General features: G+C 68.9%; 23 protein-coding genes. 14 read left to right on the forward strand and 9 right to left on the reverse strand.

Features of this window, described 5'->3' with window-relative positions:
• On the reverse strand, positions 1–208 hold a 208-nt coding region (locus J9611_RS00670), incomplete at its 3' end, for a PspC domain-containing protein (RefSeq protein ID WP_211876729.1).
• Between the two features lie 124 nt (positions 209–332).
• On the opposite strand from J9611_RS00670, the gene J9611_RS00675 reads away from it, so the two are divergent.
• From J9611_RS00675 to J9611_RS00695, 5 genes are all read left to right on the forward strand, one after another.
• Positions 333–1,886, forward strand: coding sequence for a PspC domain-containing protein (locus J9611_RS00675; protein ID WP_211876730.1), 1,554 nt, complete (start codon positions 333–335; stop codon positions 1,884–1,886).
• 1 nt (position 1,887) lies between these two features.
• Positions 1,888–2,220, forward strand: coding sequence for a hypothetical protein (locus J9611_RS00680; protein ID WP_372447737.1), 333 nt, complete (start codon positions 1,888–1,890; stop codon positions 2,218–2,220).
• A 3-nt stretch (positions 2,221–2,223) separates the two neighbouring features.
• Positions 2,224–2,478: a PspC domain-containing protein gene (locus J9611_RS00685; protein WP_211876731.1), complete on the forward strand. Its 255-nt coding sequence runs from the start codon at positions 2,224–2,226 to the stop codon at positions 2,476–2,478.
• Positions 2,479–2,686: 208 nt separating this feature from the next.
• A complete protein-coding gene (locus J9611_RS00690; RefSeq protein ID WP_211876732.1) occupies positions 2,687–3,712 on the forward strand; it encodes a 6-phosphofructokinase in 1,026 nt (341 codons plus the stop codon).
• A gap of 77 nt (positions 3,713–3,789) precedes the next feature.
• The gene (locus tag J9611_RS00695) at positions 3,790–4,497 is read left to right on the forward strand and encodes a GNAT family N-acetyltransferase (protein WP_211876733.1); all 708 of its coding nucleotides are present in this window, start codon (positions 3,790–3,792) and stop codon (positions 4,495–4,497) included.
• Between the two features lie 18 nt (positions 4,498–4,515).
• Here J9611_RS00695 and J9611_RS00700 read toward each other — a convergent pair whose 3' ends face one another.
• The 7 genes from J9611_RS00700 to J9611_RS00725 form a co-directional block, all read right to left on the reverse strand.
• Positions 4,516–6,075: a DHA2 family efflux MFS transporter permease subunit gene (locus tag J9611_RS00700; RefSeq protein ID WP_211876735.1), complete on the reverse strand. Its 1,560-nt coding sequence runs from the start codon at positions 6,073–6,075 to the stop codon at positions 4,516–4,518.
• Between the two features lie 120 nt (positions 6,076–6,195).
• Positions 6,196–6,318: a hypothetical protein gene (locus tag J9611_RS22260; protein ID WP_281414501.1), complete on the reverse strand. Its 123-nt coding sequence runs from the start codon at positions 6,316–6,318 to the stop codon at positions 6,196–6,198.
• Positions 6,319–6,388: 70 nt separating this feature from the next.
• Positions 6,389–6,817, reverse strand: a complete 429-nt coding sequence (locus J9611_RS00705; protein WP_246527191.1) for an ankyrin repeat domain-containing protein — start codon at positions 6,815–6,817, stop codon at positions 6,389–6,391.
• Entirely contained in the window at positions 6,814–7,896 is a 1,083-nt protein-coding gene (gene ygfZ, locus J9611_RS00710; RefSeq protein WP_211876737.1) for a CAF17-like 4Fe-4S cluster assembly/insertion protein YgfZ, read from the reverse strand. Before ygfZ ends, J9611_RS00705 begins: the two co-directional genes overlap by 4 nt.
• A gap of 22 nt (positions 7,897–7,918) precedes the next feature.
• Positions 7,919–8,662, reverse strand: a complete 744-nt coding sequence (locus tag J9611_RS00715) for a flavodoxin family protein (protein WP_211876744.1) — start codon at positions 8,660–8,662, stop codon at positions 7,919–7,921.
• Positions 8,663–8,729: 67 nt separating this feature from the next.
• Positions 8,730–9,344 carry a nitrobindin family protein gene (locus J9611_RS00720; protein ID WP_211876746.1) on the reverse strand — a complete coding sequence of 205 codons (615 nt, stop codon included), beginning with the start codon at positions 9,342–9,344 and terminating at the stop codon, positions 8,730–8,732.
• Positions 9,345–9,528: 184 nt separating this feature from the next.
• Positions 9,529–10,263, reverse strand: coding sequence for a permease (locus J9611_RS00725; protein ID WP_211876751.1), 735 nt, complete (start codon positions 10,261–10,263; stop codon positions 9,529–9,531).
• A gap of 232 nt (positions 10,264–10,495) precedes the next feature.
• Between J9611_RS00725 and J9611_RS00730 the strand changes: the two genes are divergently transcribed.
• The 8 genes from J9611_RS00730 to asd all read left to right on the forward strand — a co-directional run bounded on the left by J9611_RS00730 (position 10,496) and on the right by asd (position 19,236).
• Positions 10,496–11,194 (forward strand): winged helix-turn-helix transcriptional regulator, encoded by a 699-nt coding sequence (locus tag J9611_RS00730; RefSeq protein WP_211876756.1) that lies wholly within the window; start codon positions 10,496–10,498, stop codon positions 11,192–11,194.
• A 643-nt stretch (positions 11,195–11,837) separates the two neighbouring features.
• Complete coding sequence (gene mshD, locus J9611_RS00735) at positions 11,838–12,845, forward strand: mycothiol synthase (RefSeq protein WP_211876759.1); 1,008 nt, start codon at positions 11,838–11,840, stop codon at positions 12,843–12,845.
• Between the two features lie 219 nt (positions 12,846–13,064).
• A complete protein-coding gene (locus tag J9611_RS00740; RefSeq protein WP_211876830.1) occupies positions 13,065–15,272 on the forward strand; it encodes an RNA degradosome polyphosphate kinase in 2,208 nt (735 codons plus the stop codon).
• 11 nt (positions 15,273–15,283) lie between these two features.
• Positions 15,284–16,267, forward strand: coding sequence for an NUDIX hydrolase (locus tag J9611_RS00745; RefSeq protein WP_211876761.1), 984 nt, complete (start codon positions 15,284–15,286; stop codon positions 16,265–16,267).
• Between the two features lie 79 nt (positions 16,268–16,346).
• Positions 16,347–17,150, forward strand: coding sequence for a thymidylate synthase (locus J9611_RS00750; protein ID WP_211876762.1), 804 nt, complete (start codon positions 16,347–16,349; stop codon positions 17,148–17,150).
• Positions 17,147–17,743 carry a dihydrofolate reductase gene (locus J9611_RS00755; RefSeq protein WP_211876763.1) on the forward strand — a complete coding sequence of 199 codons (597 nt, stop codon included), beginning with the start codon at positions 17,147–17,149 and terminating at the stop codon, positions 17,741–17,743. Before J9611_RS00750 ends, J9611_RS00755 begins: the two co-directional genes overlap by 4 nt.
• Positions 17,744–17,745: 2 nt before the next feature.
• Entirely contained in the window at positions 17,746–18,021 is a 276-nt protein-coding gene (locus J9611_RS00760) for an NF038396 family protein (RefSeq protein WP_211876764.1), read from the forward strand.
• 72 nt (positions 18,022–18,093) lie between these two features.
• A complete protein-coding gene (gene asd / locus J9611_RS00765) occupies positions 18,094–19,236 on the forward strand; it encodes an aspartate-semialdehyde dehydrogenase (RefSeq protein ID WP_211876766.1) in 1,143 nt (380 codons plus the stop codon).
• Here asd and J9611_RS00770 read toward each other — a convergent pair.
• Entirely contained in the window at positions 19,233–20,396 is a 1,164-nt protein-coding gene (locus J9611_RS00770; RefSeq protein ID WP_211876767.1) for a winged helix DNA-binding domain-containing protein, read from the reverse strand. The two genes, asd and J9611_RS00770, sit on opposite strands and share 4 nt — an antisense overlap.
• Positions 20,397–20,493: 97 nt before the next feature.
• On the opposite strand from J9611_RS00770, the gene J9611_RS00775 reads away from it, so the two are divergent.
• Positions 20,494–21,027 (forward strand): hypothetical protein, encoded by a 534-nt coding sequence (locus J9611_RS00775; protein ID WP_246527192.1) that lies wholly within the window; start codon positions 20,494–20,496, stop codon positions 21,025–21,027.
• Positions 21,028–21,086 lie beyond the last annotated feature (59 nt).

Consider the following 21,086-nt stretch of genomic DNA (forward strand, 5'->3'; position numbering starts at 1 on the left):
GCCTGGCGCTTTCGTCCGCGGTGGGCACCATGATCCAGAGCCAGGCGTAGAACGCGAAGCCTGCGCCGCCGGCGAGGGCGGCCACCACCATGCCGATCCGGACCATCCGCACCGGCCAGCCCAGATGGTTGGCGAGTCCTGCGCACACCCCGGCGATCACACGGTCGCTGCTGCGGACCAGCGGCGGGCGGGAAGGGGCGGTTGTCATGGGTTAATCCAAGCATGCTTCAGGGTTCCCCGGAGGCGTTTCCGGCCGCAACCGGGGTCGGCTCAGGGACAGTTCAGGGTGGTCCCCGGTAGAGCGGGATCCACGGAAACGGGAGGATCGAAGTATGAATCCGCACACTCCGCACCCAGGTGAAGGCCAGGACCCCTCAGAGGCTCCCTCCGGCCTCCCCCACCACGCAACAGACCCGTCCGGCGGCACGCCTGCCGGCACTTCGGGCATTCCAGCCTCCGCCGCTCCGGGGGGAGGCGCCGACGGCGGGCCCGCTGCAGGAGAGCCCCGGCCCGAGGCGCCGCCGCTCTATCCGCCGGGCGCCCCGGCCGGTCCCGGAACGCCACCCCCGCCGCCGTACTTCGGCGCGGCGCCTCCGCAGTCCGGCGTCCAGCCGCAGAACTTCTTCGACTGGGTCCGCAGCCAGGGAATCCACCGCGGCCGTGAGCGCTGGATCGGCGGCGTCGCCAGCGGCATCGCCCAACGGTTCGGCATCGACCCCCTCATTGTCCGCGGCGTCCTGATCGTCCTGACGGTGTTCGCGGGCGTCGGCGTACTCCTCTACGGCCTCGCCTGGGCACTGCTGCCCGAACCGGACGGACGCATCCACCTCCAGGAGGCCGGCGCAGGCCGGTGGACCGCCGGCATGACCGGAGCGCTGGTCACCACGGTCATCGGCTTCCCGGGTCTCGGCGGCGGCGTATGGGGCTGGGAGGGGCACGGTTTCGGCGCCTTCGTCTGGACAGTCTTCTGGGTGGGGGGCGCCATCTACCTCATCTACTACCTGACCCAGCGCAACAAGACCAGGAACGGGACCATCCCCATGGCCTCGCGCCACGAGCCCGGCGGCCCGGTAAGCCTGGGAAAAACAGCCAAAACAGCCAGCGCGGGCAGCACCGGCGCCGCCACCTTCGCCGCCCAGTCCCAGGGCCAGGGCCAGGGCCAGGCCTGGGGGCCGGGGACCGCAGGCCCCACGCCTCCCCCGCCCGGCGGCTACGGCCCGGTGCCCGGCGGAAGTCCTGCCCCGGCCGCTAGGCCCCGGAACCCGGGCCCCGGAACACCTGCCGTGGCGGTCACCGCCGGGCTGGCCCTGCTGGTGGGCGGCGGCATCAAGGCCCTGGACACCGCCCACGTGATCAATCTCGGTAACGCCGGCAACGCCGTGGTCTGGGCCGCCGGAGCGGCCGTCCTCGGCCTCGGGATCCTCTTCGCCGGGCTCAGGGGCCGCACCTCCGGCATCCTCGGCTTCTTCGCCGTCGTCGCCCTGATCCTCGGGGGGATCTTCAACGTGCTGCCGAACGCCGACAGGTTCCGCACCCAGAACGCCGACTGGACACCATCCGGCATGGAACAGGCCCGCAACGGCTTCGAGATCACTGGCGGGACCGGCACCGCAGACCTGACCCAGCTCGCCCTGAACCCGCCCCTGGGAACCGACGTCGTCGTTCCCATCCACGCGACGGCCAGCAACTTGACCGTGGTCATCCCGGACACGGTGCCCGTGCACATCGAGGCGGACATGACCATGGGCAACCTCAACGAAGCCAACGGAAACCACAGCGGCATGACGACCCGGCAGAGCGACTACAACGCAGGCAAGTCCGGAGCCCGGCTCGTCCTGAAAATCTCCGGCACCGTGAGCAATGTGACCATCCAGGAAAGGAACTGACATGAGCAGCTATGACCCGCCGGCAGGAAGTACGCCAGGATCGCCGGCTCCCCTCCAGCCCGAAGCGCAGGAACCGGAAGCGCCCAAAGGGCAGGCGCAGGCACAGCAAGTGCAGGACAGAGTCCGCTTGCCGGCCCGCGTCGGCACGGCGGTCTGGGGGCTGGTAGTGCTGGCCCTGGCCGCCCTGATCATCATCGCCGGGCTGGGCATTGTTGCCCTGGACGGAACCTATGTCCTGATCGGGCTGATGATCGGAGCCGGGGCCGCCCTGGTGGTCGGGGGCCTCCTGTCGGCCCGGGGACGTGACAAAGAACCAACAAGAGGGAAGTCTTGAACCATGGATAAGTTCTTCAGCACCGTCAGGGGCCTTGGCCTGAAACGTGGACCGCAGCGCTGGCTGGGCGGGGTCTGCGGCGGGATCGCAGCCAAACTGAACGTGGATGTGGCCTACGTCCGGATCGCGTTCCTGCTGCTGGGCCTGCTCCCCGGGCCCGCCTTCGTCGTCTACCTCGCGGCGTGGCTGTTGCTGCCGGACCAGCGCAACGCCATCGCCCTCGAATCCTTCCTCGCGAAGCGCTCCAACCGGCCCTGACGGCCGCTTGGCCGCCACAGCCTCCGGACCCGGCCGCCGCCCGGCCGCCCAGGTCCTGGCCGGGACCGAGACCCTGATGCCCCTGCCACGACGGCAGGGGCATGTCCTGTAACCGTTTGTGTCGTGGCCCACACGCCCCACTAGACTCTAGGTGAGCTCAGCGTGGCGCTCTGCCTGTATACCTTCGAACCAGGATTTGAGCCGAGACATGAAAATTGGAATCCTCACCAGCGGCGGAGACTGCCCCGGACTGAACGCCGTCATCCGTGGCGCCGTCCTCAAGGGCATCGCCGTCCACGGCCAGGAATTCGTGGGGTTCCTGGACGGCTGGCGCGGCGTCGTCGAGGGCGACACCATCGACATCCCCCGCGCCATGGTGCGGGGCATCGCGAAGCAGGGCGGCACCATCCTGGGGACGTCCCGCACCAACCCCTTCGATAACGGCGGCGGCCCCGACGTCATCAAGGCCAACATGGACCGGCTGGGCATTGACGCCATCATCGCCATCGGCGGGGAAGGCACCCTGGCCGCGGCGAAGCGGCTGACCGACGCCGGACTGAAGATCGTCGGAGTCCCGAAGACCGTCGACAACGACCTCGACGCCACCGACTACACCTTCGGCTTCGACACCGCCGTAGAGATCGCCACCGAGGCGATCGACCGCCTGCGCACCACGGGCGAATCCCACCACCGCTGCATGATCGCCGAGGTCATGGGCCGGCACGTGGGCTGGATCGCGCTGCACGCCGGCATGGCCTCGGGCGCGCATGCCATCCTGATCCCGGAGCAGAAGGCCTCGATGGACCAGATCACCGAGTGGGTCCTCGCGGCCCGGGACCGCGGCCGCGCGCCGCTCGTGGTCGTGGCCGAGGGGTTCGTCCCCGAAGGCCAGGAGACGCCGCACTCCGAACGCGGCCTGGACACCTTCGGGCGCCCGCGCCTCGGGGGCATCGCCGAGCTGCTGGCCCCCGAGCTGGAAGCCCGGACGGGCATCGAGACCCGGGCCACGGTGCTCGGCCACATCCAGCGCGGCGGGGTTCCGACCGCCTTCGACCGGGTCCTGGCCACCCGCCTGGGCATGGCCGCCATCGACTCGGTGGTGGACCGGCGCTGGGGCACCATGGTGTCCCTCAACGGCACCGACATCGTGCACGTCGGCTTCGAGGCAGCACTTGGCAACGTGAAGGCGGTCCCGCAGGACCGCTACGATGAGGCCGCGGTCCTTTTCGGCTGATGCTGCTTCGGCCAGGCGCGGCCAGGAGCGCTTCAGCCCGCCGCGGGCGGGCCCCCGCCGGTGGGTAGGGTTGAGTCATGACTCTTGAGCCCGGTTCCGCAGACATCATCCAGCTTGCGTGGGCGCGGCATCTGGGATTCGACGACGCCGACTTCGCCGCCGCCGCCGGCGCCCGGCTCACCCGTGCGGATGATTCGCGCCGCTCGGTCGACTTCGTCCGGCTGTTCGGCAGTTCCGCCCTTGTCGGGCCGCAGTGGGCGCTCGATGCCGCCGCCGGGATCCCTGACGAGGAGCTCGCCCAGCATGTCACCCTCCTGACCATCACCCGGCCGCACGGCGGGCACGGCCTGGGTGCGGCGGCACTCTTCTTTGCCGATGAGCTGCCCCTGCTGCAGCCCGCCGAAGAACTCACCGTCTCGCACGGGAACCCCGAGGCCGTGGAGCTGGAAGGCCGCTGCCCACCCGATGATGTGAATGAGGTCCGCCTGTCCGGGCTGCCGCACCGCTTCACCATCATGCGCGACGACGGCGGGCCGGTGCCCGTGGCTTGCGGCGCCTATGCGGAATGGGAGGGGATCCTGGCGGACCTCGGCGTGCTCGTGGACCCGGACTGGCGCCGCCGCGGGCTGGGCTCGCTGGCCGCCTCGATCGCGGCCCACGAGGCGCTGGCCTCGGGGCTGACACTCCAGTGGCGCTCCGATGTGAGCAACAAGGGATCACTGGCCATCGCCCGGAGCCTGGGCTTCGCTGCCGGCGGCATCCTGACCAGCGTGCGGCTGGGCTGACCCGGATGCCTGCCTGCGTCAGCCGGGTTTGACCTGGGGCCGCCCGCCGTCTGACGTCCCGGCAGCGCCGGCCGCAGAAGCGCCGGCAGCAGCGCCGGGCGTCCCCCAGCCCTTCACCGGCTTGGGCTTGGCGAAGAACAGGACCGCGGCCGCGCCGAGCAGGATCACGGCGGCCGGCAGCAGGATCGACTGGCCCATCGCCGTCGAGAATCCCGCGTGGAGCGGCTCGGGCAGCGAGCCGCCGAAGGCCATCGGGCTGGCCTGGCCGGATGCTCCCGGGGCTGCGGGAAGTTCCGCCGCGAGCCGGGCCTGGATCAGGACCGCGATCGCGGCGCTGCCGAGGACCGCACCGATCTGCCGGGTGGTGTTGTACACGCCGGAGCCGGCCCCCGCCTGCCGGGGCGGCAGGTTGCGGGTGGCGGTGGAGCTCAGGGGCGCCCAGATGCCGGCGTTCGCGAATCCCAGCACGGCGCTCGGGAGCAGGAACAGCCAGATCGGCGTGTCCGGGTGCATCAGGGCGGCGTTCCAGAACAGCGCCGCCGACATCAGGAGCAGGCCGCCCACGGTGATGTACTTCGGGTTGACCCGGTCGATGATCTTGCCGACGGCGGGTGCGAGTCCTCCCGAGATCAGCGCCATCGGGACCATCATGAGGGCCGACTGGGTGGGGGTCAGGCCGCGGACGATCTGGTAGTAGAAGATCAGCGGGAGGCTGAAGGCCGTGACCGTGAAGCCCACGGTGGTGATGCCGATGTTGGCCAGCGAGAAGTTGCGGTCCTTGAACAGGCCCAGCGGCAGCAGCGGTTCGCCGTCATAGAACTGCGGGTTCATCCGCTGCCAGACCACGAACGCCGCCAGGACGAGGATCCCGGCGATGATCAGTCCCCAGACCGTGACGGGGCCGGTGATGGTGCCCCAGTTGAACGTCTCGCCTTCCTGGATGCCGAACACCAGCAGGAACAGCCCGACGGCGCTGAGCAGCACGCCGGGGATGTCGAACTTGTGCGGGTGGGTGCTCAGCGTGGGGACGAAGCGCAGGGCAAGGAAGAAGCCCGCGATGCCCACCGGAACGTTGATGAAGAAGATCCATTCCCAGCCCAGCCCGTCCACGAGGACGCCGCCCAGGATCGGGCCCACCAGGGTCGCGATGCCGGCCGTGGAGCCCCAGATGCCCATGGCGGCGCCGCGGCGGTCCGGCGGGAAGATCCGGGTGATGACCGCCATGGTCTGCGGCGTCATGAGCGCGGCTCCCAGGCCTTGGAGCACCCGGGCCTCGATCAGGGTCTGGACGTCACCGGACAGCCCGCACCAGAGCGAGGCGACGGTGAAGACCACCAGGCCGGAGAGGTAGAGCTTCTTAGGGCCGAAGCGGTCACCGAGCCGGCCGGTGATCAGCAGCGGGACGGCGTAGGCGAGCAGGTACGCGCTCGTCACCCAGATCACCGAATTGATGTCGGCGTCCAGGCCTTCCATGATGCGTGGATTGGCCACCGAGACGATGGTGGTGTCGATCAGGATCATGAAGAAGCCGATCACCAGGGACCAAAGGGCAGGCCACGGCCTGGTTACGTTTTCCATGGGATTCCTTATTATGTTGTGACGTCTGCTGTGATGCCTGTTGTGACGTCTGTTGCGATGCCTGTTACCGCGGCGGGGCCATGCGGGTCGGGACTGCCACGGCAATCCGCCGGAACGGAGCTACTCCTGCAGCCCCTTGAGCCGGTGGCCCAGCAGATCAACCACGACGTCGGCCGGCAGGTTGTAGGCCCCGGCGACCGCCAGCGGAAAGGCGGGATACCGGTTGACAGGGTTGGCGCGCATGTCCTGCAGCCGCCGGGTGAGCGCTTCCCGGCCGGCCAGCCCCGAGGGTAAGCCGAAGGTCAGCCGAAGGTCAGCCGAAGAGGGCCAGGATGTCTGCCCGCGCGAACATCTGCGCGGCGACCCGGGCGGAGGGGGTCCCCGCATCCGCGTCCGCGCCGGCGTCGAGCAGCTCGCGGGCCACGTCCGTGTAGCCCTTGAACACCGCCCCGGCCAGGGGCGTCTGGCCCCGGTCGTTGGCGGCATTGGCGTCGCCGCCGTGCTGCAGGATCAGCCGGACCGTATCCAGGTGGCCGTGGTAGGCCGCGAGCATGAGCAGGGAGTCCCCGGCGGCATTGGTCAGGTTGGCGGGGGCCCCCGCTGCCAGGTGGCTGCCGAGCAGCTCCGAGTTGCCTTCACGCGCCGCGTCGAAGAGCGCATGGGCCAAGGCCAGCGTCTCGTCATCGGGTCCGCCGGCGGCGCCGGGCGGGTTATCGTCATTGCCCAAGTCGTCATTGCTCAATGCGTCCCCCTCAGGAATCCAGTCTGGCGCCCCACGACCTGCCCGGCGTCGGGAGCCACGATGACTTCCTGCGCCGCGGTGTAGGGCTCTTCCCCGTCAAGGACCGTCAGGACCTGGTCCGGGGCGACGGACCGCTTGATGACGGCCAGGGCCACGGGGCCCATCTCGTAGTGCTGCGCCACCGAGGTCACGGTGCCGACCTTGCGGTCTCCGGCGCGGACCTCGCTGCCGGCGGCGGGCGTGGTGTGCTGCGAGCCGTCGAGCTGCAGGAACACCAGGCGCCGCGGCGGGTGGCCCAGGTTGTGGACGCGGGCGATGGTTTCCTGGCCCTTGTAGCAGCCCTTGGCCAGGTGCACGGCGGTGCGCAGCAGGTCGAGTTCGTGCGGGATGGTCTTGTCATCGGTTTCCGCGCCCCACCGGGGGCGCCAGGCCGCGATGCGCAGCGCCTCGGCGGCCCAGGCGCCCGCCAGCGGCCGCCCGTCCGCCGTCGCCTCGAGGTCAGCGGCCGGGACCAGGTATTCGAACCACGGCCGTTCCAGGCCCGGGTGTGCCTCCTCGCCCACCACGGCGTAGGAGTAGCCGCCGGGGCCGACGTGAGGCCAGGGGTCCTCCCAGACGAGCAGCTGCGCCCACTCCGGGACGCGGCGGGTGGCGCCGAGCACCGCCCAGTCCGCGGAAACGTCGGCGATCTCGACCCGGAGCATGAACTTCATCCTGGTGAGCCACTCGGCCAGCGGCGCCGCCTCGGCGGCCTCGACGATCAGCCAGGTGGTCCCGCCGTCGTCCACCACCCTGGCGTCGAATTCAATCCTGCCCTGCACGCTGAGCAGCAGCAGTTCGCTGGACTGGCCGGGGGCGAGGCCGGTGAGCTGCTGGGAGGACAGCGTGTTGAGCCAGCTCAGCCGGTCCGGCCCAGTGACGGTGACGACACCGCGGCAGGACAGGTCCACGACGGCGGTGCCGGCGGCCAGCGCCCGCTGCTCGCGCAGCGGCTCGCCGTAGTGGGATGCGACGCCGGCGTCGGCGCCGCCGGCCTCGACGGCGCCCGGGCGCGACAGCAGGGGGCTCTTGGTAGTCATATGTAGTAGAAGTCCTCAGGGTCTAGCGGTATTCCGGATTTTCGAAGTCGAAGCGGGTGCCCGCCTTCCAGGCCTCGGGAAGGTTCCCGTAGGCCGGGATGCCGCCGGCGTCCTTGAGCATCCGGGCCAGGTGCAGCAGGTTCCAGGTCATGAAGGTGGTGTTGCGGTTCGTGAAGTCGGTTTCCGGGCCGCCGGAGCCTTCGTCGAGGTAGCTCGGGCCGGGCCCCACCGGGCCGATCCAGCCGGCGTCGGCCTGCGGCGGGACGGTGAAGCCGATGTGCTGGAGGCTGTAGAGGACGTTCATGGCACAGTGCTTGATGCCGTCCTCGTTGCCGGTGATGAGGCAGCCCCCGGCCTTGGGGTAGTACGCCCACTGGCCCTTGGCGTTCAGCTCGCCGGAGTGGGCGTAGAGCCGTTCGATCAGTTTCTTGGTCTGCGAGGAGTTGTCCCCCAGCCAGATGGGTCCGGCGACGACGACGATGTCCGCCTCCCGGACGGCGGGATAGAGTTCGGGCCATTCGTCGGTTTCCCAGCCGTGCTCGCGCATGTCCGGGTAGACGCCGCTGGCGATGTCATGGTCCATGGTCCGGATGACGCGGGTGCTGACGCCCTGCTTCTCCATGATGCGCCGGCTGATCTCGATCAGGCCCTGGGTGTTGGATTTCTCCGGGGACTTTTTGAGCGTGCCGTTGAAGTAGACGGCCTTCAGGTCGCTGTAGTCGGACCCTGAATCATTTGTTCCGGCTTGATTTGATGCGGCATTCACTGTGTTGCTCCCTGCACTCGCTGCGGACAACGGAAAACGGGTGAGACCTCCAGCGCCAGCCGGCTGTTCAGCTTACTTTCTTGAGGATGGCGGAGGCGTGGGCCTCCAGGCCGCCGCCCGCCGTCGTGCCCTTGCCGGCGGCAACGTCCCAGCGCCAGAGCAGGTTCCCGTCCACGAGCCCGAAGATCCGGGTGGCCGCCGTGTATTCCTTGGAGTGGCTGCCGCGCATCACCATGTCGGTGCTGAGCTGGATCTGGGGCCCCTTGATCTGGCCGTAGTAAAGCTCGGAGATCCCGCCCGGGTGCGCGATGGAGACGGAGATGCCGAAGCCGCCGTCCTCGTTCCGGAGGGCTTCGACTTCGTCGGCGCTCTTAAGCACGGGCACGATGTCAGCCGGAACCAGGCCCGGACCGCCGTCCTCTTCCCGCTGCTCGCGCTCAAGGGCCCAGAAACCGGTCTCGACCGTGAGCGGACGCAGCTTGGTGCCCTCATCGTCGGTCAGCCAGCTCTCGGCGCGGTACTGCAGGTACGGCAGGCCGTTATGGGTGAAGGAGACGTGTTGCAGGAAGTGCCCGGAATCCTCTTCCCCGGCCCCCAGCCGGCCGCGGCCCTCCCACTCACCGATGAGCCAGGACAGGGGAACGATTTCGGGCGTCAGATCAGTAGGAATTTCAATCGGCACGGCAGCTACCTCTGGAAACTACAGGTTCTGGACGGGTATGCGGTTCGGGCTGTTTACCGCTGGCCCTTGAAGAGGCGCCAGACCACGAAACCGGCAAACCAGGCCATGGAAAGGCTCGCAACGCCGAGCAGAACGAGGAAGAAGATTTCATATGCAAGTACGGACATGATGCCATCCTAACGCGTTAGTAGATAAGTAGTTTGTCTATGAAGTACGCCAGGGAACCGACGGCGGAGACCGGCCCCAACGCGATGCCCACGGCCGCCGGGAGGTTCATCGGTTCACCGCGCAGGACCACCAGGCGGCGGAAGCTCACCAGCACGGCGCCCACCACAATACCCGCGACGGCGGCCGGGATGATGGCGATGTCCGAGAACACCAGCCCCGCCAGCGGGCCGGCCAGCCCGGCGCCGGCGATGCCCAGCGGAGCCACTACCCGGTCCGGCCAGCGGATCAGCCCGGCGAGGAGCGCGATGGCGGCGCTGACGGCGGCAACGAGGAACATTTCCCGGACCCCGTTGAAGCGGGAGCAGGCTATCCAGCCGGCGCCCAGGCAGGACAGCAGCACGCCGACGCAGGAACCCAGGGTCGACTCGAGCCGCTGCGCCTGGCCGGTGCCCCGGAGCAGCTGCATGACGAAGACGGCCAGTACCCCTGCCGCCAGGAACGCGGGGGTCCAGTCCAGAAATGCCGGAGCCGGCACGTAGGCGGCGGCCACCGCGGAGCCCACCCCGGGCAGGCCGATCAGCGCGGCGAGGGTCTTCTTGGCGGGGATGCCGAGGAAGTGCGGCCAGCCGATGCCGACGCCGACGGCGGTGAGCACCGCTACAGCCAGCAGGGCCTGCGGTGAGGAGTAGGCGCCGGCAACCACGGCTGCGAGCCCGGCCAGGCCGATGACGCCGATGCTCCACCACTTCACTGCTTCCCCGCCATCGTCGTACCTACGCTCATTGCAGACCCCAATTCGACTTGGCTCGTCTTCAGCAGGGCCGCGGGCCCTGACGGATCAATCCTGCCCTATGTGACCGTCTTATGTCGCAAGGGGAGCCGCCGCCGGTGACGGGACCATGTCCAGGATGCGGCATTTGGGTATACTCGGAGGAAAGCCCGGTTCAGACGCCCAACGATGCGCGGACACCCTTGGAGGAACCATGTCGCACATCCTGCTCCTGACGAACAGCACCGGATCATCGGTGGACGTCCTGCCTGCTCTGGAACTGTTGAACCACCGCGTGCATATCCTGCCCGCCGAGCCCACCGCACTGCTGGATACCGACCCCTGCGACATCGTCCTGCTGGACGCCCGCAAGGACCTAGTGGGCGCCCGCTCCCTCACCCAGCTGCTGAAAGCCACGGGCCTGAGCGCCCCGCTGATGCTGATCCTCACGGAAGGCGGGATGGCCGCCGTCTCCTCGGCGTGGGCCGTCGATGACATCGTGCTGGAGTCCGCCGGACCGGCAGAGGTCGAAGCCCGCATCCGCCTCGGCGTCGCGCGGGCCGTTCCGGAACAGGACCCCGCCCCGACGGAGATCCGCGCCGCCGGCGTGGTGATCGATGAGGCCAGCTACACGGCCCGCGTCAACGGGGCGCCGCTTAACCTGACGTTCAAGGAATTTGAACTGCTGAAGTACCTGGCCCAGCACCCTGGCCGGGTCTTCACCCGGTCGCAGCTGCTGACCGAAGTGTGGGGCTACGACTACTACGGTGGCACCCGCACGGTGGACGTCCATGTGCGGCGGCTGCGGGCCAAGCTCGGCGCCGATCACGAGAACCTGATCAGCACGGTGCGCAACGTCGGCTACCGCCTGACCTTGGTCCGCCAACCCGAGGAAGAACTGACCGAAGCCTGAGCGGACCCGCCTGGCAGACTAAAGACGTGAAAGCCCTGGACCCGATCGGCGGCTGCCGGGTAATTCCAGCGGTTCCAGTGCTCGGGATCCCAGGCCAGGATGATCGCGGTCATGGTCTATTGTCCCAGTCACCCGCCCGGACGCGCGGCGATTTGCCGGAAACGGCCGCCAGGCGAGGTGGTTAACGACCGTTTGTGGCGAATGGCGGATCGACAGCGCCCCAGCCAAGGGTGGGGCGGCGATGCGCCGCAGATGGGCACATGGTCCGGGCGCATGGTGGCCGGCGCATGGACTCGCGACGATTTTCCGGAAACGGCCGCCAAGCCAGCGTGCTTAGCGGCCGTTTGTGGCAAGTGAGCGGACTTAGGGGGGGCCAGGCCGCCGTCGCAGGCATAAGGCAGCCGGTGCGGTTCGGCGAAGAGTCCGGGGCTTTCGCGTCAGCGCCTGCGTCAGTGCCTGCGCAGTTCGTGCTTCGGTGGAGGACATACGGGTCGAACGTATCGAGGCCACCCCAGTGGTGGATCCCCCTCGCATCCTGCCCAACGAACTTACTCGAAAGAGCAGGTGAGATAACGACTATACGTCCCCGTTCCGGAACCTTCAAATCCGCTCTGGATCCGGGGCGCACGTATAGCCTTGCACCATGAGTCCTGCGCATCCGGAGAACTGGCCCGTCCTTGTCATCAGGGGAGCTGTGGCCGAACAGCTGCTGAGCGACGTCCGGGGCCTTGCGGCCGCCGCCGAGGAATCCGACGGCAACCCGCCGCTGTCCGAGCAGACCCTCGTGACGCTGCGGGCCGCCGACGCCGGTGACCACTCCCTCCTGACGCTGGCCCTGTACTCCCCCGACGACGGCGCCGGCCAAAAGCCCGGGACGGCGCAGGACCTGGCGGGCGTCGCCGTCGTGGTCGAGGAACCGGACGGCACGGGCGTGCTGGAGGTGGCCGTCCACCCGAGCTACCGCAACCAGGGCGTCGCGGACCGGCTCGTGCGCGAGCTCAGGGACACCCGCGGCTTCGGGGGCCTGCTGGCCTGGTCCCATGGCAACCACGAGGCCGCGGCGGAACTCGCCGCAAGGTACGGTTTTGGCCCCGTGCGCGAGCTGTGGAAGATGCGGCTCAGCACGGCGGCGGCGGAACTGCCTGACGTTGTCCTGCCCGATGTTGTCCTGCCTGATGTCCTCCTGCCGGCGGGCGTGACGCTGCGCGCCTTCGTGCCGGGCCGGGATGAGGACGCCTGGCTCGCGGCCAACAAGGCCGCCTTCGCCCACCACCCGGAGCAGGGCAACATGACGCGCGCCGACCTGGACGCCAGGATGGCCGAGCCGTGGTTTGATCCCGCCGGTTTCCTGCTGGCCGTGGACGGCCCGGGCACCCTCCTGGGTTTCCACTGGACCAAGGTGCACCCCCGGCACGGCGGCCACCCCGCGATCGGCGAGGTCTACGTCGTCGGCGTCACCCCGGCGGCGCAGGGCACCGGGCTGGGCAAGGCGCTGACAGTGGCCGGCATCAACTACCTTCAGGGCCTGGGGCTGCACGCCGTCATGCTGTACGTCGATGCGGACAACATTCCGGCCGTCTCCCTGTACCGGCGCCTCGGCTTCACCCGCTGGGACGTGGATGTGATGTACGGGCCGTTGCCCGGGGGATAACCCGCGCTGCGGACGGCCCGGCGTCCCGCCCGCCGCCGAGGCTCCCCGCGCGCTGATTGCTTGTAAGGTTGAAACTAAACCGCGCCGGCATTAGGAGAGACCATGCAACGGGACACTGCCCGGACAGCTACGCCGGAAACCGGGACTGCTGAACCAGCCACCGCGAAACCCGCAACACCCGCGGCCGCAACCCCGGCGGCCGCAACCCCGGAAACCAGGATGCTTCCGGCCCGTGCACGCTTCGGTTCCTCCGAAGTGCCGGCCTCGCGCGCCACCCAGGACCGGATCGACATCCCCGAGTTCGCCCCCAACCTGGAACCGGACGGCGAGATCAGCCCGGACCGGTTCCTGGACCGGGAACTGAGCTGGCTCGCCTTCAACTCCCGCGTCCTGGAACTGGCCGAAGACCCGGACCTGTACCTGCTGGAGCGGGTCGGCTTCCTGTCCATCTTCGCCTCCAACCTGGACGAGTTCTTCATGGTCCGCGTTGCCGGGCTGAAGCGCCGGATCGCCACCGGCCTCGCCGTGCCCTCCCCCGCCGGCCTGAGCCCCATGCAGGTCCTGGAGCAGATCGGCGAGGAAGCCCACCGGCTGCAGCAGCGCCATGCCCAGGTCTACGCCGAGCAGATCCGCCCCGCCCTGGCCTACGAGCACATCCACCTCATGCACTGGGAGGAACTGGATTCCCAGGCCCAGGACCAGCTCAGCGCCATGTTCGCGGAGAAGGTCTTTCCGATCCTGACGCCACTGGCCGTGGACCCGGCGCACCCTTTCCCCTACATTTCCGGGCTGTCCCTGAACCTGGCGGTGGTGGTCCGCAACCCGGTCAGCGACAAGGAGCTCTTCGCCCGCCTCAAGGTCCCGGACCAGCTGCCCCGGCTGATCTCCGTGGACGGGCCCCGCGCCGGCTCCATTCCGGGCAGGGTGGCACGGTTCATCGCGCTCGAGGAAGTCATCGCCGTCCACCTGGACCAGCTGTTCGCCGGAATGGAGGTGCTCGAGCACCACACCTTCCGGGTCACCCGCAACGAGGACGTCGAAGTGGAGGAGGACGACGCCGAGAACCTGCTGCAGGCGCTGGAAAAGGAACTCCTGCGGCGGCGCTTCGGCCCGCCCGTGCGGCTCGAGGTCACCAACGACATCAATCCCAACATCCGGGCCCTGCTGATCCGGGAGCTCGGGGTCGAGGAGTCCGAGGTATACACCGTCCCGGCCCCGCTGGACCTCCGCGGCCTCTCCGTCATCGCCGGCATTGACCGGGCGGACCTGCACTACCCCAAGCACGTCCCGCACACCTCGCTGTACCTCAACGAGTCGGAAACCTCCAAGCCTGCCAACATCTTCGCGGCCATGCGCCGGCGGGACATCCTCCTGCACCACCCCTATGATTCGTTCTCCACCTCCGTCCAGGCGTTCCTGGAACAGGCGGCCTCGGATCCCAAGGTGCAGGCCATCAAGCAGACCCTGTACCGCACCTCCGGCGACTCCCCGATCGTCGATGCGCTGGTCGACGCCGCCGAGGCCGGCAAGCAGGTGCTGGCCCTCGTGGAGATCAAGGCCCGCTTCGATGAGCAGGCCAACATCTCCTGGGCCCGGAAACTGGAACAGGCCGGCGTCCACGTGGTCTACGGCATCGTGGGCCTCAAGACCCACTGCAAACTGTCCCTCGTGGTGCGCCAGGAAGTGGACGGACTGCGCCGCTACTGCCACATCGGCACCGGCAACTACCACCCCCGCACGGCACGCTACTACGAGGACCTGGGCCTCCTCACGGCCAACGACCAGGTGGGCGAGGACCTCTCCAAGCTCTTCAACCAGCTCTCCGGCTACGCACCGAAGTCCACCTTCAAGAGGCTCCTCGTGGCGCCGCGCTCGGTCCGGTCCGGCCTGATCGACCGGATCGAGACGGAAATCCGCAACGCCAGGGCCGGCCTCACCGCCCGCGTCCAGATCAAGGTCAACTCGATGGTGGATGAAGGCATCATCGATTCGCTCTACCGGGCCTCCCAGTCCGGCGTCCCGGTGGACATCATCGTGCGCGGCATCTGCTCCCTCCGCCCGGGGGTTCCCGGGCTCAGCGAGAACATCACCGTCCGCTCCGTCCTGGGCCGGTTCCTGGAGCACTCGCGCGTGTTCGCGTTCGCCAACGGCGGGCAACCCGTGGTCTACATCGGCTCGGCCGACATGATGCACCGCAACCTGGACCGCCGCGTGGAGGCCCTGGTGCAGCTCAGCAGCGGATCTGACACGACCTACGTCCTGGACGTGCTGCGCCGCTATATGGACCCGGGCACGGCCAGCTGGCACCTGGACAACCGCGGGGAATGGACGCGCCACCACCTCGGCGAAGCCGGCCGGAAGCTGGAGGATGTGCAGTCATGGCTGCTCGCCTCCCGCTCACGGCAGCGCGCCACAGGTCTGCGGTAGGGGCTCTGGCATTGAGTAGCGACACGCTGGTTGCGGACCAGACCGACCACCCCGGCGAGGCGATAGCCGTCACCGCGGCAGGCGCGCTGCCGTGGCGCCTTGATCCCGGCGACAACGCGAAGCTTGAAGTCCTGCTGATCCACCGCCCGCGGTACGACGACTGGTCCTGGCCCAAGGGAAAGATCGATCCCGGCGAGACCATCCCCGAGTGCGCCACCCGCGAGGTGGACGAGGAAATCGGCCTCAAGGCGCCGCTGGGCATCCCGCTTCCGCCGATCCACTACCACGTGCCCGCCGGGCTGAAGGTGGTCCACTACTGGGCCGTCGACGTCGACGGGGCCCCGCTCCGGCCGGACGGCAAGGAAGTGGACTCCGTCATGTGGTGTCCGCCGGAGAAGGCGGCCCTCCTGCTGAGCAACCCGATCGACGTCGGCCCGCTGGACCATCTTGTGGCCGCGCATGCCCGGGGCGAACTGGAGACCTGGCCGCTGCTGATCGTCCGCCATGCCAAGGCCAAACCGCGCTCGTCCTGGAGCAAGGCCGAAGGGGACCGCCCGCTCGCTGCCACCGGAACGCGGCAGGCGCAGGCGGTCGGAAGGCTCCTGCAGAGCTGGAAGCCCCGCCGGATCGTCTCGAGTCCCTGGCTGCGGTGTGTGGCCACGATTGCCCCGTACGCCAGGGCCGCGGACGCGAAGGTGAAGGTGAAGCTGAACGAAGCCCTTACCGAGCACCGGCACGCCCGGCACCCGCACAAGACGGCCGGCGTCGTCGAAGCCCTCTTCGACAAGCAGCGGGCCGTGGCAATCTGCACGCACCGTCCCGCGCTGCCCACGGTCCTGGCGCAGCTTGGCAAGCACATGAGCTCGCGGCTGCGGACACTGCTGCCGTCCGCGGACCCGTACCTGGCGCCGGGCGAAGTCATCGTGTGCCATGTTGCGCGGTCGAGCAAGAACAAGGTGGTGGCGGTCGAGCGGTTCAGGCCCTTCGACGACTGAGGTCCCCTAACGGTGGGCGCTTACCGACGGGCGCTTAACAGTGGGCCGGGCCCGGCGGAGACCTCAGTAGACTGGGACGGTGAACATTCCAACGCCCTATGAAGACCTGCTGCGTGATGTCCTGGAACACGGCACCCACAAATCTGACCGCACCGGGACGGGCACCATCAGCGTGTTCGGCCGCCAGCTGCGCTTTGACCTGGGCAAGAGCTTCCCCCTGATCACGACCAAGCGCGTCCATTTCAAGTCCGTTGCCGTGGAGCTGCTCTGGTTCCTGCGCGGGGAGTCGAATGTGAAGTGGATGCAGGACCAGGGCGTCACCATCTGGAACGAATGGGCCGACGCCGACGGCGAGCTCGGCCCGGTCTACGGCGTCCAGTGGCGCAGCTGGCCCACACCCGACGGCGGCCATATCGACCAGATCGCCGAGCTGGTGGAGAACCTCAGGGCCAATCCGGACTCCCGCCGCCACATCGTGTCGGCCTGGAACGTTTCGGAGCTTAAGAACATGGCGCTGCCCCCGTGCCACGCGTTCTTCCAGTTCTACGTTTCCGACGGGAAACTCTCCTGCCAGCTGTACCAGCGTTCTGCGGACACCTTCCTGGGCGTGCCGTTCAACATCGCGTCCTACGCGCTGCTGACGTGCATGCTGGCCCAGCAGACGGGCCTGGAACCCGGCGAATTCGTCTGGACCGGCGGCGACGTCCACATCTATGACAACCACATGGACCAGGTCCTCAAGCAGCTGGCCCGCGAACCCTATGACTACCCGCAACTGAGAATCACCCGCAAACCGGACTCCATCTTCGATTACACCCTCGATGATTTCGAAGTGGTCGGATACCAGCACCACCCGACGATTAAGGCCCCGATAGCCGTATGAGCAACCACGAAAACCCGCAGCAGGGCCCGGCGCCCACACCCTTCACCGAGGACCTGGCAGCTTCGCTCACCGGCCTCGGCGTGATCTGGGCCCAGACCAGCACCGGCGTCATCGGCAAGGACGGCGGAATGCCGTGGCAGCTGCCCGAGGACATGAAACACTTCGCCCGGCTCACCACCGGCCACCCTGTCATCATGGGCCGGAAAACCTGGGAATCCTTCCCGGAGACGTACCGTCCCCTCCCCGGCCGCACCAACATCGTCATCACCCGCCAGGAGGGCTGGGGCGGCACGCCCGGGGCCGAGGGTGCCACCGCGGTGAAGTCCCTCGACGATGCGCTGCTCGAGTCCCAGTTCGCGCCCGGCCACGACATGGTCTGGATCATCGGCGGCGGCGACATCTTCGCGCAGTCGATGGACCTCGCCGACGTCGCCGTGGTCACCACGATCGATTCCACGGCCGAAGGCGACACCTTCGCCCCGGAACTCGGCTATGACTGGACCACCGGCGCGTCCCTGCCCTCCGACGGCTGGCTGACCGCCGCCAACGGCACCCGCTACCGGATGACCCAGTGGCGCCGGACCAAGGGCTAGCAATGCTGAAAAAACCCGAAACCCTCTTCGTCCTGGGCTACATGCTGCTGCCCCTGCTGGCGCTGCTCTCCGCGGTCGTGGGGCTCACCATGATCCTGGGCGGCAACAAGATCCTCGGGGCTGTCGTGCTGGTCGTGGTGACCCAGGTCTTCACGTTCGGCGCCGTCTTTGCGCTGCGCAAGCGGAAATCGGCGCTGCTGCTAGAGCAAGGCACAGAGCCAGTCACAGAGCAAGGCACGGGGCAAGGCACAGAGCCCGACGGCGCGCGGCGCCCCTGACCCGCGGCGGGCGCTCCCGGCCGGCGCCGTAACCGACTGCGCTCCCGGCGCTCCAAAGTCTAAACTGGGCCAATGACTACAGCAGCTACTCCGTCCGTTGGACTGGTCGGTTGGCGTGGCATGGTCGGCTCCGTCCTGATGCAGCGCATGCAGGACGAGGGCGACTTCGCCAACATCAACCCCGTATTTTTCTCCACCTCGAACGCCGGAGGTGCCGCCCCGTCGTTTGCCGGTCCTGCCGGCGGCGACGCAGGCAAGCTCGAGGACGCGTTCGACGTCGACACCCTGGCGCAGCTGCCGATCATCGTCACCGCCCAGGGCGGCGACTACACCAAGCAGGTCCACGGCGAGCTGCGCGGCCGCGGCTGGGACGGGCTCTGGATCGACGCGGCCTCCACCCTGCGCATGAACGACGACTCCATCATAGTGCTGGACCCAGTGAACCGGGACGTCATCGACGCCGGCCTCTCCGGCGGCGTGAAGGACTACATCGGCGGCAACTGCACCGTCTCGTGCATGCTGATGGGCCTCGGCGGCCTGTTCCGGAACGGCCTCGTCGAGTGGGGCACCTCCATGACGTACCAGGCGGCCTCCGGCGGGGGCGCCCGGCACATGCGCGAGCTCCTGAGCCAGTTCGGCACCCTTAACGCCGAGGTCAGCACCGAACTGGAGGACCCGGCGTCGGCCATCCTGGAAATCGACCGCAAGGTCCTCGCGCACCAGCGCACCGACATCGACGCGACCCAGTTCGGCGTCCCGCTGGCGGGCTCGCTGATCCCGTGGATCGACGCGGACCTCGGCAACGGCCAGTCCAAGGAAGAGTGGAAGGCCGGGGTGGAGACGAACAAGATCCTCGGCACCTCCGGGCCCGACCACATCATGATGGACGGCCTGTGCATCCGGATCGGCGCCATGCGCTCCCACTCGCAGGCGCTCACGCTCAAGCTTCGCGAAGACATCCCTGTCGCCGAAATTGAGGCGCTGCTGGCCAAGGACAACGAGTGGGCCAAGGTGGTGCCCAACACCAAGGATGCCTCGATGGCGGACCTCACCCCGGTGGCGGCGTCCGGGACCCTGGACATCCCGGTGGGCCGCATCCGGAAGCTCGAAATGGGCCCGGAATACATCAGCGCGTTCACCGTGGGCGACCAGCTCCTGTGGGGCGCCGCCGAACCGCTGCGCCGCATGCTCAACATCGCCACCGGCACCCTCTAGGACTTTCCCGAAGCCAGGAATTTCCGGTACTTCGCGGCCTGCAGCTCAAAGGACTTTTGGGCGGCAGGCCGCAGTCCGTTAACGGTGTCGAAGGGTTCGGGCACGACGGCGGCGCCCGCGCCGTTCCGTGCCACCGCCCAGGTGCCGACCACCTCGCCGCCGGCCACTATGGTCCGCTTGAACATCCCGTTGCCGCCGGGCACTATCTTGTTCGAATGCTCGGCCGGGAGCACGAGCGAGCGGTCCGCGTAACCCAGCAGGAACTCATCAAAGCCCGGCAGTGCCAGCACCGAGCGTGCGCCGGGGACGGCGCCGTCGAGCAGCGCCGCCGTCGCCGGCGAGAGCCAGTAGCTGGTCCCCTCGAACTCGAGCGAGACCAGTTCATGCCGCACCCCGGCCAGGGCGGCGCGGACCTCCGTCAGCGGGATGCCGGACCACCAGGCGAAATCACGTTCCGTGGCAGGCCCGTGGCTGCGCACATAGCGCAGCAGCAGTTCGGCAATGGCCGCCCCGCGGTCCAGGGCCCGGGACTCCGTGATCCACTCGTCAAAGGCCACCACCAGTTGCTGCTTGCCCCGCAGCGGGCCCTGCACGAGCCAGCCGCGCTGGCAGAGGATTCCGAGCAGGTGGATCCCGCGCTGGCCCGCCGTGGACTGGCCGGCCGCCTGGAAGGACTGGAACAGCTCCTCCCGCGTGGCCGCTCCACCCCCGGAGACCAGCCGCAGCGCCGCCCCGCGGGCGGCCCCGACGTCCCCGGGGGTGATGCCCAGCTGCCGGTGGCGTCCGGCCCTGCCGCGGATCAGGCGCTCGGACGTGACCGCCAGGATCCACCGCAGGTCCTCGGGGGCGAGCAGGTGCAGGGTGCCGCGCATCGGCCAGGAACGGACAATCTCCCCGCGGTCCAGGGCCGCACGGACGTCCCCGACGCCGGCGCCCGGGACCCGCTGCCCGACGGCCCACAGCGCCCCCTGGAGGTCCTGCGCCTGCATGGCGGCCATCCACCGCACGGCGTCCGGGACGGTCCTGCTGCCCGGGCCCGGCAGCCCCTGCGGGGCGTCCAGCAGTCCCTGCGAGGCGAGCCGCAGCCGGCCCATGATTCCGCGGCTGAGCCGGGTGCGCCCCTTGACTCCAGGGCTGGGCCGGCGCCCTGCTACTGCCATGGACCCATCGTAGGACCGGGGGCCGACAATCGCATGCCCCTGCTCGCGCACCGGCTGCTCACAGCCGCCGTCCAGCGGGCCTCCCTACCCTTGAGACATGACCATGAGTGAGATGTGGCCGCAGCTGCGGCCCCTGTGCAGGAAGCTGGCCCTGCTGGGCTGGGCCGCCAGCGCTGCCGGCATGGCCGCCGGACTCGCCGTCGCGATCGCCAGCGGCACCCGCCTCTCCCCCATGATGAGCACAATGCAGCTGGTCTCCGGCGTGTGCATGGCGGTGTCCGTGGCGAGCTTCGTCACGGCGGCTGCGCTCCAGCCCCGGTCCGCAGCGCGGCGGCAGGACGGGCTGCGGGACCGGGATCTCCGGCCCGGTGATCTCCCCCACCATGATTTCCGGCATCGTGATTTCCAGCACGACGCCGGCGAGTTCCCGGCAACGGTGCAGAGTTTCCTGCTCGGCTCGCTGGCGCTGCTGGCCGGCGCCGTCGCTTTCGCAGGCGCGGGGCTGGTGCTGCAGAGCGGCCCCAGCGCCCAGTCGGTGGCGTTCTGCCAGGTCTTCCTGCTCGGCGCGGCGGCGTCCGGCTTCACCTTCATGCTGTTCAGCAGGCTCGCGCCGCCCCGCGGCAGGAACTGACGGGCATTTTCGTCGGTTGACCGGTGTAGCGCAGCCGGCACAGCCTGAGGTTCCCGGCC

Origin of the sequence: Pseudarthrobacter albicanus (assembly GCF_018224015.1) — a bacterium.
Lineage (GTDB): Bacteria > Actinomycetota > Actinomycetes > Actinomycetales > Micrococcaceae > Arthrobacter > Arthrobacter albicanus.

What these genes read in the sequence shown, in the direction of transcription:
- J9611_RS00680 (WP_372447737.1), top strand. Translation starts at nt 1,888, where the DNA reads ATGAGCAGCTATGACCCGCCGGCAGGAAGTACGCCAGGATCGCCGGCT.
- J9611_RS00755 (WP_211876763.1), top strand. Translation starts at nt 17,147, where the DNA reads ATGAGCAACCACGAAAACCCGCAGCAGGGCCCGGCGCCCACACCCTTC.
- J9611_RS00740 (WP_211876830.1), top strand. Translation starts at nt 13,065, where the DNA reads ATGCTTCCGGCCCGTGCACGCTTCGGTTCCTCCGAAGTGCCGGCCTCG.
- ygfZ (WP_211876737.1), bottom strand. Translation starts at nt 7,896, where the DNA reads ATGACTACCAAGAGCCCCCTGCTGTCGCGCCCGGGCGCCGTCGAGGCC.
- J9611_RS00700 (WP_211876735.1), bottom strand. Translation starts at nt 6,075, where the DNA reads ATGGAAAACGTAACCAGGCCGTGGCCTGCCCTTTGGTCCCTGGTGATC.
- J9611_RS00690 (WP_211876732.1), top strand. Translation starts at nt 2,687, where the DNA reads ATGAAAATTGGAATCCTCACCAGCGGCGGAGACTGCCCCGGACTGAAC.
- J9611_RS00685 (WP_211876731.1), top strand. Translation starts at nt 2,224, where the DNA reads ATGGATAAGTTCTTCAGCACCGTCAGGGGCCTTGGCCTGAAACGTGGA.
- mshD (WP_211876759.1), top strand. Translation starts at nt 11,838, where the DNA reads ATGAGTCCTGCGCATCCGGAGAACTGGCCCGTCCTTGTCATCAGGGGA.
- J9611_RS00730 (WP_211876756.1), top strand. Translation starts at nt 10,496, where the DNA reads ATGTCGCACATCCTGCTCCTGACGAACAGCACCGGATCATCGGTGGAC.
- J9611_RS00760 (WP_211876764.1), top strand. Translation starts at nt 17,746, where the DNA reads ATGCTGAAAAAACCCGAAACCCTCTTCGTCCTGGGCTACATGCTGCTG.
- J9611_RS22260 (WP_281414501.1), bottom strand. Translation starts at nt 6,318, where the DNA reads ATGCGCGCCAACCCTGTCAACCGGTATCCCGCCTTTCCGCTGGCGGTC.
- asd (WP_211876766.1), top strand. Translation starts at nt 18,094, where the DNA reads ATGACTACAGCAGCTACTCCGTCCGTTGGACTGGTCGGTTGGCGTGGC.
- J9611_RS00695 (WP_211876733.1), top strand. Translation starts at nt 3,790, where the DNA reads ATGACTCTTGAGCCCGGTTCCGCAGACATCATCCAGCTTGCGTGGGCG.
- J9611_RS00770 (WP_211876767.1), bottom strand. Translation starts at nt 20,396, where the DNA reads ATGGCAGTAGCAGGGCGCCGGCCCAGCCCTGGAGTCAAGGGGCGCACC.
- J9611_RS00675 (WP_211876730.1), top strand. Translation starts at nt 333, where the DNA reads ATGAATCCGCACACTCCGCACCCAGGTGAAGGCCAGGACCCCTCAGAG.
- J9611_RS00775 (WP_246527192.1), top strand. Translation starts at nt 20,494, where the DNA reads ATGACCATGAGTGAGATGTGGCCGCAGCTGCGGCCCCTGTGCAGGAAG.